Raw genomic sequence first — 15,407 nt, forward strand, 5'->3', positions numbered from 1 at the left:
GCGCGATATCCGACTTTCGGCGCTACGCCGGCCGGCATTGACTGGAGACGGTGGCTTGCAGCCGGTCCCGGCCACCGCGGCCCCGGCAGCAACAAGGCCACGTCCGCCGCAACCCGCTCCGCCGCCGGCCAGACAGGCACCCGCTCCACAGCCGGTGAACACGACGCCCGCCCGCCCGCGTCCAACAGCGCCGCCGGCACCTGCACCGAAGCCGGCAACGCAAAGCTATCAGCCGACCAATGTCACGCCGTTGCCGGCCTACGGCTCCGCCAATGCCAACACCGCCCGGCACGCCCCGCCACCACCGCAGCCGGTGCAAGACAGCATCGACGACACGCTGATGAGGGAGCTCGAAGTGTCGCTGGACCAGCCCCGTTCGGGCGGCCCCGTGGGCAAGCCGGCGGCGCCGCAGTCGCTCGACGACGAGATGACCAAGCTTCTCGGCGAGCTCTCCAGTCAGAAGAGATGAGCGGCGGCCGGGTCGCTATCCCGCGAAACATCGTCGCCGGTCCGCTGCCGAACCACCTCGTCCAAGCGCCAAATATCAAGGGTTTGCGGCCTTCGCACGCCTCAGAGCGGTGGATGCCGCACCAATAGAAATGGCCGGAAAACCGGCCATTTTCAGGATCGAGTTCGTTCGGGACAGCCGGCCGTGCGCCGCCGGCCTTGACCTTCAGTCGTCGCGATAGACTTTTTCGCGGCGCTCATGCCGCTCCTGCGCTTCGATCGACAATGTCGCGATCGGACGCGCATCGAGCCGCTTCAGCGCGATCGGCTCGCCGGTCTCTTCGCAATAGCCGTAAGTGCCTTCGTCGATGCGCTGCAGGGCGGAGTCGATCTTTGCAATGAGCTTGCGCTGACGGTCACGGGCCCTGAGTTCGATGGCACGGTCGGTTTCCGAAGAGGCGCGGTCGGCCAGATCGGGGTGGTTGGCGTTTTCTTGCTGCAGGATTTCCAGTGTTTCGCGCGCTTCGCGCAATATGTCATTCTTCCAGGTGACGAGCTTTGAGCGGAAGTAGGATTTCTGCCGCTCGTTCATGAACGGCTCGTCTTCGGAGGGTACGTAATCGGCGGTAACGATGTCGTTCATTCGACTCACCCAAACTGCCCCAAATTTGGCGCCTATATATTCGTCGTCCGACGCCTGCACAAGCGCAATCGGCCGCTGTTTCACGCAATTGTTAAAGTACCCCGCCACGGGTCTTTGCAGCCGCGTACGGTCGCTTTGGTACAAACTCCGCCGAGACACTTTGGATCCGGTGGCACATGCTTTCCGAGATCGGCCGTGATCCCGGGGCGATACGCAAGCGCCTTTGCAGCAAGCAGCATTGGGTGATTCGCTGTGTTTGAAGAGCACGGGCATTGTGCGCAACGCCGTTCTCGTGGCTAATCCCGGGAGGCTTCGGCATTCGGAGGTTGGGTGAGCAGGCTTTATCTGTTGCGACATGCAAAGGCTGGCTGGGCACTGCCCGGCATGCGGGATTTCGATCGCCCGCTCGACGCGTCCGGCCGTTCCGATGCCGAAATGATGGGCGCCGCCATGCGCTCCCGCCTCTATGTTCCGGACCGCACGCTCTGCTCCAATGCCAAACGCGCCAAGGAGACGCTGGAAAGCCTGGCCGGCCAGACCGACACCGGCCGGGTCCTGTTCTTCGACGCGCTCTACAGCGCGGACGCGGCCGGTTACCTCCACCTTATCCGCGACAATGGCGGATCGGGCTCATTGCTGGTCATTGGCCACAACCCGATGATGGAAGACCTCACCATGGCAGTTTCGGGCGACGGCGACGAAACCGCGCGGGCCACGCTGAACCACGGGTTTCCGACCGCGGGCCTGGCGGTCGTCCGCTTCGACGGCGATCTTGCCAGCGCCGCCCAAGGCGCCGGCTATCTCGAAGCGTTCCTGACGCCGGCCGATCTCTGAAGCCATTTCAAAGCCTGGTTGTAGAGCCTATATCGGGCGGACCGAAGTCCGAGAGAGCATATTTTGGCATCATCGCTGACCACCTTCACCGACGAGGCGAGGATTGCCCTCGACACGCTGTCAGGCCGCGCCACCGGGCTTTTTTCCCCATCGCTGCGCCTCGGCGTGACCGGATTGTCCCGCGCCGGCAAAACGGTGTTCATATCGGCCCTAGTCCACAATTTGATCCATGGCGGCCGCCTGCCGCTGTTCGAGGCGCAGAAATCTGGGCGCATCGCCCGCGCCTTCCTCGAGCAGCAGCCCGACGACGCGGTGCCGCGTTTCCAGTACGAGGACCACATCGCCGCCCTGGTCAACGATCGTGCCTGGCCCGATTCGACGCGCGCCATTTCGGAACTGCGGCTGACCATCGAATATGAATCGGCTTCCGGCTGGAGCCGCATGTTTTCTTCAGGCAGACTGTCGGTCGATATCGTCGATTATCCCGGCGAATGGCTGCTCGATCTGCCCCTGCTCGGCAAATCCTTCGCCGATTTTTCGCACGAAGCCTTTGAAATGGCCGTTCTGCCGGTGCGCGAGGACCTGTCGCAGGCCTGGCGGGCGCTGTCGGCTGGGATCGATCCGGACGCCGATGCCGACGAGATGACGGCGCGCCGCCTGGCCGAAAGCTTCGCCGCCTATCTGAAGGCCTGCAAGCTCGACGAGCGGGCGCTTTCGACCTTGCCGCCCGGCCGTTTCCTGATGCCGGGCGATCTCGAAGGCTCGCCGGCACTGACTTTCGCGCCCCTGGCCGGGATCGGCGACAGGCGTCCGCGCGCAGGGTCGCTGCACGCCATGATGGACCGGCGCTACGAGGCCTACAAGACCCATGTCGTCAAACCCTTCTTCCGCGAACACATCACCCGCCTCGATCGCCAGATCGTGCTGATCGACGCCATGCAGGCGCTGAACGCCGGCCCCGGCGCCATGGCCGACCTGGAACGCGCGGTAACCGAGATCCTCAGCTGTTTCCGACCCGGCCGGGGCAGCTTCCTCACCGACCTGTTCTCGCGGCGGATCGACCGCATCCTGGTTGCCGCGACCAAAGCCGACCATCTGCATCACGAAAGCCATGACCGCCTGCAGTCGATCGTGCGGCGGCTTGCCGACCGCGCCGTGGCACGGGCGAATTTCACCGGCGCCGACGTCGATGTGGTCGCCATGGCGGCGGTGCGCGCGACGCGCGAAGGCACCGTCAAGCAAGGCCGAGAGACGTTGCCAGTCATTGTCGGGACGCCGATCGCCGGCGAGAAGATCAACGGCGAAACCTTCGATGGAAAAACTGAAACAGCCATATTTCCTGGTGATTTACCGGAGAAAATTGATGCGGTTTTTGATCTTTCGGGAGCCGATCACAAGCAGGATGCCGCGGACCCTGCAATCCGCTTCGTCCGTTTCCGTCCCCCAAAGCTAGAACGCACGGCCGAAGGTATCACCCTGTCGCTGCCGCATATCAGACTCGACCGTGCCTTGCAGTTCCTGATTGGAGATCATTTGGCATGATCGCGCCCCGCAAGCCGGCGGCATTCCGCATCGAGCCGGAAGCCACATCAAGACAAATGCACCCACAACCGCGCCCCCAGGCCGATGCCCAGCGCAAACCGCGCGCGATGAAGACCGATGTCGCGATGGTCCTCCCGGCGGAAGTCGATGTCTTCGACGAGCCCGACATCATTGCCGCGGAGCCGCCACCGGCCATCGCGCCCAGGAAACGCTCGCTGCTCGGCAGCATCTTCTTCGGCGCCTTTGGCGTGCTGGTTTCGCTGGCTGTCGGCTTGTGGACCGACCAGCTCATACGCGACCTCTTTGCGCGCGCCGAATGGCTGGGCTGGCTGGCCGCCGGCATGGCTGCCATCGCCGTGCTGGCGCTTGTGGTGATCCTGATTCGCGAATTCCTGGCGATCGCCCGTCTCGCCGAGGTCGAAAAGCTGCAGAAACGGGCGCTCGACGCAATCGAGCGTGACGATCCCAAGGCGGCACGATCGGTCGTCGACGAGCTGTCGGCCTTTGTCGCGGCCAAACCCGAGACCGCGGCCGGCCGGCGCGCGCTGGCCGAACTGCGCAGCGAAATCATCGACGGCGGCAATCTCGTGCGCCTGGCCGAGGCAGAAATTCTGGGCCCTCTCGATGCTAGGGCGAAGGTGATGATTCTCGAAGCCGCCAAACGCGTTTCGCTGGTGACGGCGGTCAGCCCGCGCGCACTGGTCGATGTCGCCTATGTCGTGTTCGAGGCCGGGCGGCTCATTCGCCGTCTGTCGGAACTCTATGGCGGACGGCCCGGAACGCTGGGTTTCTTCCGCCTGGCGCGCAGCGTGCTGGCGCATCTGGCGGTCACCGGCTCGATCGCCGTCGGTGACAGTTTCGTCCAGCAGATCGTCGGCCACGGCCTGGCCGCGCGCCTTTCGGCCAAGCTTGGCGAGGGCGTCGTCAACGGCATGATGACGGCGCGCATCGGCATCGCCGCGATGGAGACGGCGCGACCCCTGCCCTTCAGCGCCGCCAAGCGTCCCGGATTGGGCGACTTCCTCTCGGCGCTGACATCGTTCGCAACCAGGAAAGACGGTGAAACGACCCGATCCGGCAAGTGAGCCGGCTGGAGTGTCTGGATCTTCGGAATTGTTACCGGACTGCTTTGCGGCGGCCTCGCGGTGACGAAGCATTAACCAATCTTGTTCATGGTCAGACGGGTTCCAAACAGCATCTTTGTTGCCGGGTGTCGTCGATGAAAAGCGTAATTCTATCCAGCGTCCTGCCCCTGGCAACGGTGATTGCGGCAGTCGTCGGCCTTGCCGGAGTGGCCTCTGCGGCGGAGCCGGACAAGCAGTTCTTCCAGGCGGCAGAAGGCAAGTGGATCGGACCCGGCGAAATTGTCGCCGGCAAGTACAAAGGCACCAAGTTCAACTGCAGCTTCACCGGCTCGACGCCCGACCGCAAGGTCGGCATGTCGCTCGACGGCGGCTGCCGGGTTGGCATGTTCACCCAGCAGATGTCGGCCAAGATCGAGCGCAAGGGCCGCGAGGGCTACAAGGGCAGCTTTATGGGTGGCGCGGCCGGTTCCGGCCTCGACATCATCGGCGGCAACGTCGTCGATCCCCGCAAAGTGGTCTTCACCATCAACCGCAACCAGCTCCGCGGCGTCATGCAGGCTCGCATCCCTGACGACAATTCGATGACAGTGACTATTGCCGTGCGCGTCGACGACCAATTGGTGCCGGTGATCGGCATGAGCCTGAAGCGCGTCGACGCAGTCGAAGTCGGCTCCATCGCGCCGAACTGAAAAATCCGAAAAAAAGGCGGCGACCCAACGGTCACCGCCCTCTCCCTTGACCAATCGAATCAGGCGCTTAGGCCTTGATCTCAAATCAGGGCGTTAGCCTTTGATTGTGGCCGTCAGTTCGTCATAGGCCTTGCAGGCGTCGGCCAATGTCGTAGCGCCCTGATACTTGGTTGTCACCGCCTGGACCTTGGCCGTCAGATCAGCCGCTTTGGACGGGTCCTTGGTAATCGCTTCCTGCAGCGCGGTAGCCATGTCCTGCGCCTTCTTGGTCGCGATTTCCGCCGTGCACTCGGGCGCCTTCGAGCAAGCCGAACCGGCAAGCACCGCCAGGCCGACGGCAACAAACAAAAACTTCTTCATGTCAGTCATCTCCTCAAAAAGGGCGCGACTTGATCGTCGATCACCCTCCAATGGCCGAAGCCGAGCGTCCTTAGCCTTCGATTGCGGCAAGATGCAACGTGTTCCCGGCCTCAACTTGTGTATCGCGCCTGCAACATCGGCGGCGGCCCGGATTCAGGCTATTTTATCGGCGGCAGCAAAGTTCAGCTGCGTGGCTGCAGCAGCGCCAAGACGGCGGTCGATGCGGCAAGGACAGCAGTCAGAGTCAAAGGCCCGGTCGCGCCATAGGTGTCCACGACATAGCCGCCGACAACCGCGCCGATGGTGATGGCAATTTGGAAAGAGGTGACCATCAGGCTGCCCGCTGCCTCCAGCGCATCAGGCGCCGCGCGCGACATATTGGTCGGCAGCACCACCGGCGCCATGCCAAAGGCGAAACCCCACAGCGTAACGAAGCCGAAGGCAACGCCGATATGCGAGCCCCAAAGCAGCAAAGTAAGTGCCGCAACCGCCATCAACGCTGCGGTGACTGCGAGGGCCATGTGGATGTTGGTGTCGGCCATGCGGCCGCCGGCAACATTACCGATCACGGCAGCGATGCCAAACCCGAGCAGAGCCAGGGCAATCGGTCCGGTTGTAAGGAGTGTCACCTGTTCGAGGAAGGGACGCACATAGACCGAGCCGGCAAAATGCCCCGTCATCAGCAAAACAATGGCCAGCATGCCGAGTTGGATGCCGCGCCGCCGGGTCAGCCGAAATACATCTGCAAGGCTGTTGCTTGCCGTTGCAGGCAAGGTCGGCAGGCTGAGAAGCTGCAGCAGCATGGCAAGCGCGGCCAGCCCCGCCGTCATGGCCATGGCACTGCGCCACCCAATCCAGTCACTGATCAGCGCGCCCATCGACGGTGCGGCAATGGTGGCAAGCGAGACGCCGAGGGTGACGATCGCCATGCCCCGACCTGTCGCATTGGCGCCAACCAGCCTCGCCACGACGGCGACCGAAAGTGCCCAGAAAGCGCTGAGAGCGATGCCCAGCCCGGCCCGGCCCAACAGCAACAGCCAGAAATCGGTCGCCAGCGCCGCCAGGATATTGGAACCGACCGCGAGGGCGCTGAGACCAACCAGCACCGCCTTGCGATTCAAGCGGCCGATGAGAACATTGCTCAACATGGCCGTCACAGCGCCGACGGAAGCGGTGGCGGTGACGACCTGGCCGGCCGTCCCCTCGCTGATGCCGAGATCGCGTGCCATTGGCGTCAGCAGACCTGCGGGCAGGAATTCGGCCGACACCAGGGCAAAGCTGGTGGCCGCCAATGAAATGACCGCGAACCAGGTGGCTGCGCTCCATGCGGCTGGTGCATCGGCATCAAGGCCAATCGCGGCGTCTTCAAGCTGTAATGTTGTGTCAGTCACGGAAAGATCTCCAAAGTTTGGAGGTCTTAAATAGGCGAGTCCGCTCGGATGATATGTATCTTAGAATCCGAAATTCATATCCATTCGTCCGGGAATTGTGCGGCGCACAACGCCCGGCGAGACATTGGTGATGCGCTTGAACGCGCGCGCGAAGGATGCCTCGGAATCATATCCCAAACGGGTAGCGACTTCGGCAACCGACAAGCCGTTTTGGCCCAGCAATTCGCGGGCAAGCTGCATGCGCAGGCGGGCGAGATAGTGTGCGGCACCCTCTCCCAATACCGCACTGAAACGTTCGGCGAAAATCGAACGCGATTGGCCTGCCACGCCGGCCAGGCTTCCCAGCGTCCAGTTGTGGCCGGGGTCGCGGTGCATGGCCGCCAAAGCGCGGCCTATATGGGGGTCGCGGATGGCTGCGAGCCAACCGGTGGTCGAGGCTCCGTTGCAATTGACCCAGCAGCGTATGAGCCGGGCCGTCAGCAAGTCGGCCATACGCGACAGAATCGTGGCGCTGCCCATCTGCGGTTGCGAGGCCTCCACCGTCATGGCCGCCAGCAAAGGACCGACGACCGGGTCATTGCCGGCCACGTCGCAACCCTTGATGACAGGCGGCATCAACGTGATCAATGGGTTGAGCGCATAGGAATCCAAGGCCATGGAGCCGCAGAAAAGGGTGCTCGTCGCGCCCGTTCCTTGCCGTACTACTTCGCAGACGTTGCCCCCCAACTTGATCACCTTGCAACCTTCGAGCGAGTCCCCTGCAACGTCCGGCGCGCTCGCCAGCCGATGGGCGATGCCTTGTGGCAACAGCACCAGATCGCCATCGCGTAACTCCTGCCAGCCTTGCGATTCAGTATGAATCCAACACGGGCCCTGGCCGACAAAGTGAAACCGAAGCAGCTGTTGTTGCGGAAAGTCTATGCTCCATGGGTGCCGGAGCTCGCAGCGGCCATAGTTGACACCACTCAAGCGAAAGTCTTGCAGAACTTCGCTGAGCGCATCCATCGGGATATGTGGCGTCGAAGACGGCCGGGACGAATAGTCAGGCATATACCTGATATAGATGCCGAACGTCCGGCAGGCAAGCGGGGACCGTTGTTCCACAAAGTAAATCGTTGCAGCGGCACCCTACCCCTCCCGGCAGATTTCTCGCCTTGCCTCCCACTCCAACTGCATGCAAGGAGTTCTGCTACACACAGGGACAAGAGGCATGGCGGCGGAAGCATCGGGCAGTGATCTGGTTCAGGTGGTGGCACTGCTTGCTGCCGGCGTCGTTGCCGTTCCGATCTTCAAGCGCATGGGCCTTGGCTCGATCCTCGGCTATCTGGCCGCCGGCGTGGTGATCGGTCCGTTCGGCCTCGGCGTCTTTTCCGAATCGGAAGCCATTCTTCATGTCGCCGAGCTCGGTGTGGTGATGTTCCTGTTCATCATTGGGCTGGAAATGCAGCCGTCGCGGCTGTGGGGCCTGCGCCGTGAGATCTTTGGCCTCGGTGCGCTGCAGGTCGGCGTCTGCGCGCTGCTGTTGACCGGTGTCGGCATGGCCGGAGGGTTTCCGATCGCGCAATCCTTCGTCGCCGGCGCCGGCTTCGTGCTGACCTCGACGGCGATCGTCATGCAGCTTCTGGAGGAACGCGGCGAGATCGCTGCACCGAAAGGACAGCGCATCGTATCGGTGCTGCTGCTCGAGGACCTTGCCATCGTGCCGCTGCTGGCGCTGATCGCGTTCCTGGCGCCCGGCGGTGCCGACACCAGCCTGATGGAGCGGCTGACCGAAATCGGCATCGGCCTTGCCGCAATCGTCGGCCTGGTGGTGGCCGGCCGTTATCTGCTCAACCCGTTCTTCCGCATCCTGGCGGATGCCCGTGCCCGTGAAGTGATGACGGCGGCGGCACTTCTGGTCGTCCTTGGGTCCGCCCTCGCCATGCAGCTCAGCGGCCTGTCGATGGCGATGGGTGCCTTCCTGGCCGGCGTGCTCTTGTCCGAATCAACCTTCCGCCACCAACTCGAAGCCGACATCGAACCCTTCCGCGGCATCCTGCTTGGCCTGTTCTTTCTCGCGGTAGGCATGTCGCTCGACCTGCATGTGGTCGCGGCGAACTGGCGGCTGATCGCCATCTATGTCGTCGCCTACATGGTGATGAAGGCATTCGGTATCTACATCGTCGCCCGCATCCTGAAATCAGGCCACCGCGAAGCCCTGGAGCGCGCGGTCTTCATGGCACAAGGCGGCGAATTCGCCTTTGTCCTTTACTCGGCGGCCGCGGCGGTCGGCATCATCGACGGCCAGGCCAACGCGACGCTGACGGCGATCGTCATCATCTCCATGGTACTGACGCCGCTGGCCATCATCGCCTTGCGCTATCTGACGCCGCGTGACGAGCAGTCGCTCGACGGGGTCGATGTCGCCGAGGGCCTGACCGGCAGCGTGCTGGTCATTGGTTTCGGCCGCTTCGGCCAGATCGCGAGCCAGCCGCTGCTGCTGCGCGGCATCGACGTCTCGATCATCGACAATGACGTCGAAATGATCCAGGCGGCGGCCGATTTCGGCTTCAAGGTCTATTATGGCGACGGCACGCGACTGGACATCCTGCATGCCGCCGGCGCCGGCCGTGCGCGCGCCGTGCTGATCTGCGTCGACAAGGCCGATGTGGCTGTTCGCATCGCGGAGCTCATCAAGGCTGAGTTTCCTTTGCTCACCGTGCTGGCCCGCGCTTTCGATCGTGGTACCGCGCTGCAGCTCATTCGCGCCGGCGTCGACTACCAGCTGCGCGAAACCTTCGAATCCGCACTTGTTTTCGGCGGCTCGGCCCTGGAATCGCTGGGCGTCGATCCCGAAGACGTGGCTGAAACGATCGAAGACGTCAGGCGCCGCGACACCGATCGCTTCGAAACCCAGCTTGCCGAAGGCATTCGCGCCGGACAGCGCTTCCTGAGAGGCAATATCGGTACGCCGATTCCGACACCGCTCTCCACGCCGCGCCGGCCTGGTCAGGCACTCAATGAAGAAACCGCGGGTGTGCTGCACAAGTCCGAACCCGCCGATTGAGCAAGGAATTAGGCATGGAATTGGACAGCAGGGCCCTGTCGGTCACCAAATTCTGGCGCGATGCCGGCGAGGATGCCTGGTTCGAGAAGAACGAGGCATTCGATGCCGAGTTCCGCGACCGCTTTCTCGGCCTGCACTACGCCGCCGCGCGGCGTGAATGCGACGACTGGCTGGAACATGCCGAAGGCGCGCTGGCGCTGATGATCCTGCTCGACCAGTTTCCGCGGAACTGTTTTCGCGGCACCGGCCATATGTACGCGACCGATCCGCTCGCCAGATATTTCGCGGAGAGGGCGATCGCGGCTGGTCATGACCTGGCACTCGAGGAAGAACTCCGCGTTTTCCTCTACCTGCCTTACGAGCATTCGGAACTGCTGGCCGACCAGGACATTTCGGTCGAACTGACGCAGGCCTGGGCCGAGCCATACCTGAAGTACGCTGTCGAACACCGCGATATCATTCAGAATTTCGGCCGTTTTCCGCACCGAAACAAGATGCTTGGCCGCGAAACCACCCCGCAGGAGCAGACGTTCCTGGATGGCGGCGGTTTCTCCGGTTAAAGACCCCGCTCCAAGGTGTGTTGAGATTCAGGTCAGGCCGAGTCGAAAACGGTGGGTTCCGAGAACCGGAGCGGAGCGTACATTTGGGTACGTGAGCACCGGAAGCGCAGGAACTCGCCGTTTGCAGGCCGGCATCACCTGAATATCAACGCACCTAGGCCAACCACCAATCCCGGCCGGAGGACAATCGCTCGATGCCTGAAGTATCGACGGCGACCAGGCGGTCGGTGATGCTGCGACCGCTGACAACCAGGCCGGGCGCGATCTCGGCCAGCGGCGCCAGCACGAAGGCGCGCTCCAGCATGCGCGGATGCGGCACCTCCAGTCCGGTCTCGTGGATGACGCGGTCGCCGAACACCAGAATGTCGATATCGATCAGCCGCGGCCCCCAGCGCTCCTCCCGGACACGCTTCAGCTTGCGCTCCGCATCGAGGCAGAGGTCGAGCAAGGCACGCGGTGCAAGCACGGTGGAAATTTCGGCGGCCGCATTGAGAAAATCCGGCTGATCGAGCTTGCCCCATGGCGGCGTGCGATAAAGCGAGGAGACGCCGGTGACGCGCGTATCCGCGTCGGCATCCAGCATGCGCAGCGCCGCGCCCATGGATTTCGCCGGATCGCCAAGATTGCCGCCAAGGCTGAGATAAACGGTACTATTCGGGCCAGACAACGGTCACCTCGACATAATCGAGCACGCCGGGCACCGGTGCGTTCGGCTTGCGCACCGTGATCTCGGCTTTCTTTATCTGCGGAAAACGCGCCGTCAGCGCACGGGCCACTTCGAGCGCCAGCGACTCGATCAGAAAACGGCGCTGCCCGGTGATGATCTTCTCAATGACGGTGAATGCAATGCCGTAGTGGACTGTATCCTCGATCGAATCCTCGGCAAGTGCGCGGCCTGGATCGACGGTGAGAACAGCATCGACATAGAAGCGCTGGCCGAGCCTTTCCTCCTCGTCCAGCACGCCGTGCCGGGCAAAGAAAGCGCAGTTCTTCATGCGGATGACATACATCGCTCAGTTTCTCGCCTGGTCCGTCCGACGCGCCAGCATAGCATCCGCGAGCGCCAAAGCGTCCACGTTGAATGCGACATCGTGGACGCGAAACAGATCGGCGCCCTGGAGCCTCAATATAACGCTGGTCGCCGCTGTTCCGACCCCTCTGTCGGCGGCATCACGGCCGGTGACCGTGCCGATGAAGCGTTTTCGCGACGTACCGGCCATCAGCGGCAGGCCGAGGGCATGCAATTCCGAAAAGCGTGCCATCAGGTCGAGATTTTCCTCCGCCGTCTCCTTGGCGAATCCGAAACCGGGATCGAGCACGATACGATCGTCGGCGATGCCGTTCTGGCGGGCGATTTCCAGCGACCTTCGCAGGAACGTCAGTTGATCGGCAATCGCATCCGGCAGCTTCTGGCGATCCCGCCCAGTATGCATGATGACAAGCCCCGCGCCGGTGTCGGCGGCGACACGCGCAATCTCGGGCTCGCGCTGCAAACCCCAGACATCGTTGACGATATGCGCGCCGCCGGCTACCGCCAGCCGCGCCGTGTCGGCACGATAGGTGTCGACCGAAATCAGCACCTCGCTCACGCCCGCCAGCGCTTCGATCACCGGCAGGATGCGCTCCTGTTCCTGGCTGGCCGATACCGCGGCAGCACCTGGGCGCGTCGATTCTCCGCCGACATCGACAACCAGTGCCCCTTCCCCGATCATGCGGCGCGCCTGGGCCAGCGCCTTTTCAGGGGCGTCGAACTGGCCGCCGTCGGAAAAGCTATCGGGCGTGACATTGAGGATGCCGACGACCACGGCCTTGCCGCCAAGGTCGAGATGGCGTCCATGCGCCAACTGCCATCGCCGGGCCGTCATTGCTCATCGACCATGGAGTTCATCAATCATGTGTGATCCCTGGCGGATCAATTTCATTGCGCCGGCAACGGCCGTAAAGCAAGGTGATCGAAGAGGCAACATGATGAAGCGAGCCATGCTTGGCATGAAAAGACGGTCCCTGGGCGTGAAACGATCCTTGGCTTGCGCGCTGCTGCTCGCCATGACCCCGCTTCCGGCGGCGACCGCCAATCTCGTCAAGACGTACAGCTATTTCGCCATCGGCGGCAGCACCCTCGACGATATCGAGGCACAACTCTCCAAACGCGGGCCGGAGGTGAAAAGTACCGGCAACCGGCACCCGGGCGCCACGCAAATGGCCTTCACCACCCGTGTCAGCTATGCGCAGACGCCGAATTCCTGCCGGATCGCCGACGCGGCGGTGACCGTCAAAGTGAAGGTGATCCTTCCCGAGTGGCGGCGCCCGCGCAAGGCCGATGCCGATGTCAGGCTGTTCTGGGATACGCTGTCCGCCGACATCAAGCGCCATGAGGAGCGCCATGTCGAAATCGCCAAGAACCATGGCGGCGAACTCGAAGAGGCCTTGAAGGCCACCTACCCGCAAAAGAACTGCGACGCCGCCAAGGCCAAGGCGGCAGCCATCACCGCGGCTGTTCTGGCCAGGCACGACCGCGCCCAGCTTCAGTTCGACCGCGTCGAAAGCGTCAATTTCGAAAGCCGCATCTTGCGGCTGCTGCGCTACCGCATGGAGCGCATCGGGAATGGCCGACTGCCGCCGGCCTGAACGCACCCGAACTGAAAGCCAAAATCGCCGAAGGTAGTGCCAGATTCGAAAAACTTTCGAGCCCCTGTCGAAACCGGCCTATATGGGACGACATATGTCAGGCTCGCCAGACGCGAGCTTAAAACACCAATGCGATCCAAACGGTCAAGAAACCGGAACGGCTGAACAGGGCCGGTCAAATCGCAAGCTTATGGATGAACGATCATGGACCAGGCTGTCGATAACAAAACGATGGCGGAAACCGGCACGCCGATAACAGAGAGCGAAAAGAACGCCATTATTGGCGGCGTGCTGTTGTCGATGCTGTTGGCGGCACTCGACCAGACCATTGTTGCGCCAGCCATGCCGACCATTGGGCATGCGCTCGGAAACGCACACTATCTGCCATGGATCGTCACCGGTTATCTCCTGACCGCTACCGCCGTGGCCCCGCTCTACGGCAAGATTTCCGACGTCTACGGCCGCCGGCCGACTGTCTATGCCGCGATCCTGATCTTTTTGGCGGGATCGCTGGTCAGTGCGATGGCTCCCAACATGTTTGTGCTGGTTGTCGGGCGGGCGATCCAGGGCGCAGGTGGCGGCGGCTTGTTCGCTTTGACGCAGACCGTCGTCGGCGATCTCGTTCCGCCGCGCGAGCGGGCACGCTATGCCGCCTGGTTCTCCGGAACATGGGCTGTCGCCAGCGTTGCCGGTCCGTTGCTCGGCGGCACTTTCGCCGAGCACCTGCACTGGTCACTGATCTTCTGGATCAACATTCCGCTTGGTGTTCTTGCGATGGCGATCATCAACAAGCCGCTCAAGAAACTGCCGGTTGCCGCAAAGCGCCATCGCATCGACGGCCTGGGCGCGTTGCTTCTGATCGTTGCCACGGCGCTGCTGCTGCTCGCATTGAACTGGGGCGGCAGCGCCTATCCCTGGATTTCGCTTGAAGTCATCGGCGTTCTCTGCGGTTCGGCGATTTTCTGGGGCGCTTTTGCCTTGCGGCTTATGCGAGCCGCCGAGCCGCTCATCTCACTCGAAGTGCTTGGCAATCCAATCGTTCTGGCGGGCACGCTTTCGATGTTCCTGCTTCAGGCCGCAAGCGTCGGCATGGCTGTGTACCTGCCCGTCTATCTTCAGGCGGTGCTCGGCCTGTCGGCTGCAGAGTCGGGCATCGCGATGCTCGGGCTTCTGCTGGGGACCGTCGGCGGCGCGGCATTCAGCGGGCGTGTGATACCGCATTTCTCCCACTACAAGCGCATCGCGATGGTGGGCGTCGTCTTCAGCATGCTGTGCCTCTGCCTGCTGGCCGTCGTCGCAGGATATGCAACGCTGCTGGAGGTAGAGGTCTTGACGATCTGCATCGGGTTTGGAACCGGAACGACGTTTCCGGTCACCACCGTGTCGGTCCAGAACGCCGTCGATCGCGTGCATCTCGGCGTCGCGACGGGCGTGCTGACATTCCTGCGTTCGCTTGGCAGTGCGCTTGGTGTCGCGATGCTCGGCGCGGTCGCTCTGGGCTACGGCTTGCCACTTGCCGGTGAAGGCGTGCGGATCGTGGGCCATAGCGCGACGGTCGAGCCGTTCGTGATGATCTTTGCCGTCGCCGCCGTTACATTGCTGCTGGGGCTGATCACGCTGACGCTGATGCCCGAAAAGGAGCTTCGCGGTTACGCCGACAATGCGGCGCCCATCCTCGCCGAGTAAGCTTCAGCCGGAGACGCCGAGCTTCTTCTGCAGGCTGGTCGATGAGGTCGTGTACTGGAAAACGATGCGCTCGCCGGGGCTGATGATGCGCTTGGCGGCCTGCGCCATCAGCGCCACTTCGTGGAAGCCAGACAGGATCAGCTTCAGCTTGCCCGGATACCAGTTGATGTCGCCGACCGCGAAGATACCGGGCACCGATGTCTGGAACTTCTCGGTATCGACCGGAATAAGGTTCTCGTGAAGGTTGAGACCCCACTCCGCGATCGGTCCGAGCTTCATGGTCAGGCCGAAGAACGGCAGCATGCGCGTGCAAGGCACCTCGACATCGCCGTCAGGTCCCTTGATGGTGGCCGATGACAGTTGGCCGTCGGCACCGGTCAATCCGGTCACCTGCCCGACCTGGAACTCCAGCTGCCTCATCTCGTGCATGGCATACATCTTGTTGACGCTGTCGGGGGCGGCACGGAACTCGGGCCGCCGGTGCACAAGCGTCACA

The 15,407-nt window shown here is 62.9% G+C and carries 16 protein-coding genes and 1 pseudogene; 9 read left to right on the top strand and 8 right to left on the bottom strand.

All coding sequences use genetic code 11. The features are described 5' to 3' along the window. Nucleotides 1-469: pseudogene (locus EN749_RS15310) on the top strand (hypothetical protein); the annotation flags it as partial. 204 nt (nucleotides 470-673) lie between these two features. Here the strand turns inward: EN749_RS15310 and dksA are convergent. Continuing rightward, entirely contained in the window at nucleotides 674-1,090 is a 417-nt protein-coding gene (dksA, locus tag EN749_RS15315; RefSeq protein ID WP_013531862.1) for an RNA polymerase-binding protein DksA, read from the bottom strand. Nucleotides 1,091-1,420: 330 nt separating this feature from the next. Between dksA and EN749_RS15320 the strand changes: the two genes are divergently transcribed. The 4 genes from EN749_RS15320 to EN749_RS15335 all read left to right on the top strand — a co-directional run bounded on the left by EN749_RS15320 (nucleotide 1,421) and on the right by EN749_RS15335 (nucleotide 5,240). Then, entirely contained in the window at nucleotides 1,421-1,924 is a 504-nt protein-coding gene (locus EN749_RS15320) for a histidine phosphatase family protein (protein WP_127810508.1), read from the top strand. A gap of 63 nt (nucleotides 1,925-1,987) precedes the next feature. After that, entirely contained in the window at nucleotides 1,988-3,466 is a 1,479-nt protein-coding gene (locus EN749_RS15325; protein WP_128363441.1) for a YcjX family protein, read from the top strand. Next, on the top strand, nucleotides 3,463-4,551 hold the full coding sequence (locus EN749_RS15330) for a YcjF family protein (protein WP_128363442.1): 1,089 nt from the start codon (nucleotides 3,463-3,465) through the stop codon (nucleotides 4,549-4,551). Before EN749_RS15325 ends, EN749_RS15330 begins: the two co-directional genes overlap by 4 nt. Before the next feature lie 134 nt (nucleotides 4,552-4,685). After that, nucleotides 4,686-5,240, top strand: coding sequence for a hypothetical protein (locus EN749_RS15335; protein ID WP_128363443.1), 555 nt, complete (start codon nucleotides 4,686-4,688; stop codon nucleotides 5,238-5,240). Between the two features lie 93 nt (nucleotides 5,241-5,333). Here the strand turns inward: EN749_RS15335 and EN749_RS15340 are convergent, their stop codons facing one another. The 3 genes from EN749_RS15340 to EN749_RS15350 form a co-directional block, all read right to left on the bottom strand. After that, nucleotides 5,334-5,600: a hypothetical protein gene (locus EN749_RS15340; RefSeq protein WP_127271315.1), complete on the bottom strand. Its 267-nt coding sequence runs from the start codon at nucleotides 5,598-5,600 to the stop codon at nucleotides 5,334-5,336. Between the two features lie 182 nt (nucleotides 5,601-5,782). Beyond that, complete coding sequence (locus EN749_RS15345; RefSeq protein ID WP_128289815.1) at nucleotides 5,783-6,991, bottom strand: MFS transporter; 1,209 nt, start codon at nucleotides 6,989-6,991, stop codon at nucleotides 5,783-5,785. A gap of 60 nt (nucleotides 6,992-7,051) precedes the next feature. Then, entirely contained in the window at nucleotides 7,052-8,041 is a 990-nt protein-coding gene (locus EN749_RS15350; protein ID WP_189367526.1) for an AraC family transcriptional regulator, read from the bottom strand. Between the two features lie 160 nt (nucleotides 8,042-8,201). On the opposite strand from EN749_RS15350, the gene EN749_RS15355 reads away from it, so the two are divergent. After that, the gene (locus EN749_RS15355; RefSeq protein ID WP_128363444.1) at nucleotides 8,202-10,037 is read left to right on the top strand and encodes a monovalent cation:proton antiporter-2 (CPA2) family protein; all 1,836 of its coding nucleotides are present in this window, start codon (nucleotides 8,202-8,204) and stop codon (nucleotides 10,035-10,037) included. A gap of 14 nt (nucleotides 10,038-10,051) precedes the next feature. Continuing rightward, a complete protein-coding gene (locus tag EN749_RS15360) occupies nucleotides 10,052-10,597 on the top strand; it encodes a DUF924 family protein (RefSeq protein ID WP_127272684.1) in 546 nt (181 codons plus the stop codon). A gap of 154 nt (nucleotides 10,598-10,751) precedes the next feature. Here EN749_RS15360 and folK read toward each other — a convergent pair whose 3' ends face one another. From folK to folP, 3 genes are read right to left on the bottom strand one after another with little or no spacing between them, the layout of a single operon-like run. After that, nucleotides 10,752-11,264 (bottom strand): 2-amino-4-hydroxy-6-hydroxymethyldihydropteridine diphosphokinase, encoded by a 513-nt coding sequence (gene folK / locus EN749_RS15365; RefSeq protein ID WP_127272685.1) that lies wholly within the window; start codon nucleotides 11,262-11,264, stop codon nucleotides 10,752-10,754. Further along, nucleotides 11,248-11,607: a dihydroneopterin aldolase gene (gene folB, locus EN749_RS15370; RefSeq protein ID WP_023813034.1), complete on the bottom strand. Its 360-nt coding sequence runs from the start codon at nucleotides 11,605-11,607 to the stop codon at nucleotides 11,248-11,250. The genes folK and folB overlap by 17 nt, the downstream gene beginning before the upstream one ends. 3 nt (nucleotides 11,608-11,610) lie before the next feature. After that, on the bottom strand, nucleotides 11,611-12,462 hold the full coding sequence (gene folP, locus EN749_RS15375; protein ID WP_127810514.1) for a dihydropteroate synthase: 852 nt from the start codon (nucleotides 12,460-12,462) through the stop codon (nucleotides 11,611-11,613). A 124-nt stretch (nucleotides 12,463-12,586) separates the two neighbouring features. Here folP and EN749_RS15380 point away from each other — a divergent pair, with 124 nt between their 5' ends. Next, entirely contained in the window at nucleotides 12,587-13,225 is a 639-nt protein-coding gene (locus EN749_RS15380; protein ID WP_245481734.1) for a DUF922 domain-containing protein, read from the top strand. Between the two features lie 204 nt (nucleotides 13,226-13,429). Beyond that, nucleotides 13,430-14,911 (top strand): MDR family MFS transporter, encoded by a 1,482-nt coding sequence (locus EN749_RS15385; protein WP_128363445.1) that lies wholly within the window; start codon nucleotides 13,430-13,432, stop codon nucleotides 14,909-14,911. Nucleotides 14,912-14,914: 3 nt separating this feature from the next. Here EN749_RS15385 and EN749_RS15390 read toward each other — a convergent pair. After that, nucleotides 14,915-15,407, bottom strand: a 493-nt coding sequence (locus EN749_RS15390) for an NAD(P)/FAD-dependent oxidoreductase (protein ID WP_145990924.1), incomplete at its 5' end; no start/stop codon positions are given.

Origin of the sequence: Mesorhizobium sp. M7A.F.Ca.ET.027.02.1.1 (genome assembly GCF_004022985.1) — a bacterium.
Lineage (GTDB): Bacteria > Pseudomonadota > Alphaproteobacteria > Rhizobiales > Rhizobiaceae > Mesorhizobium.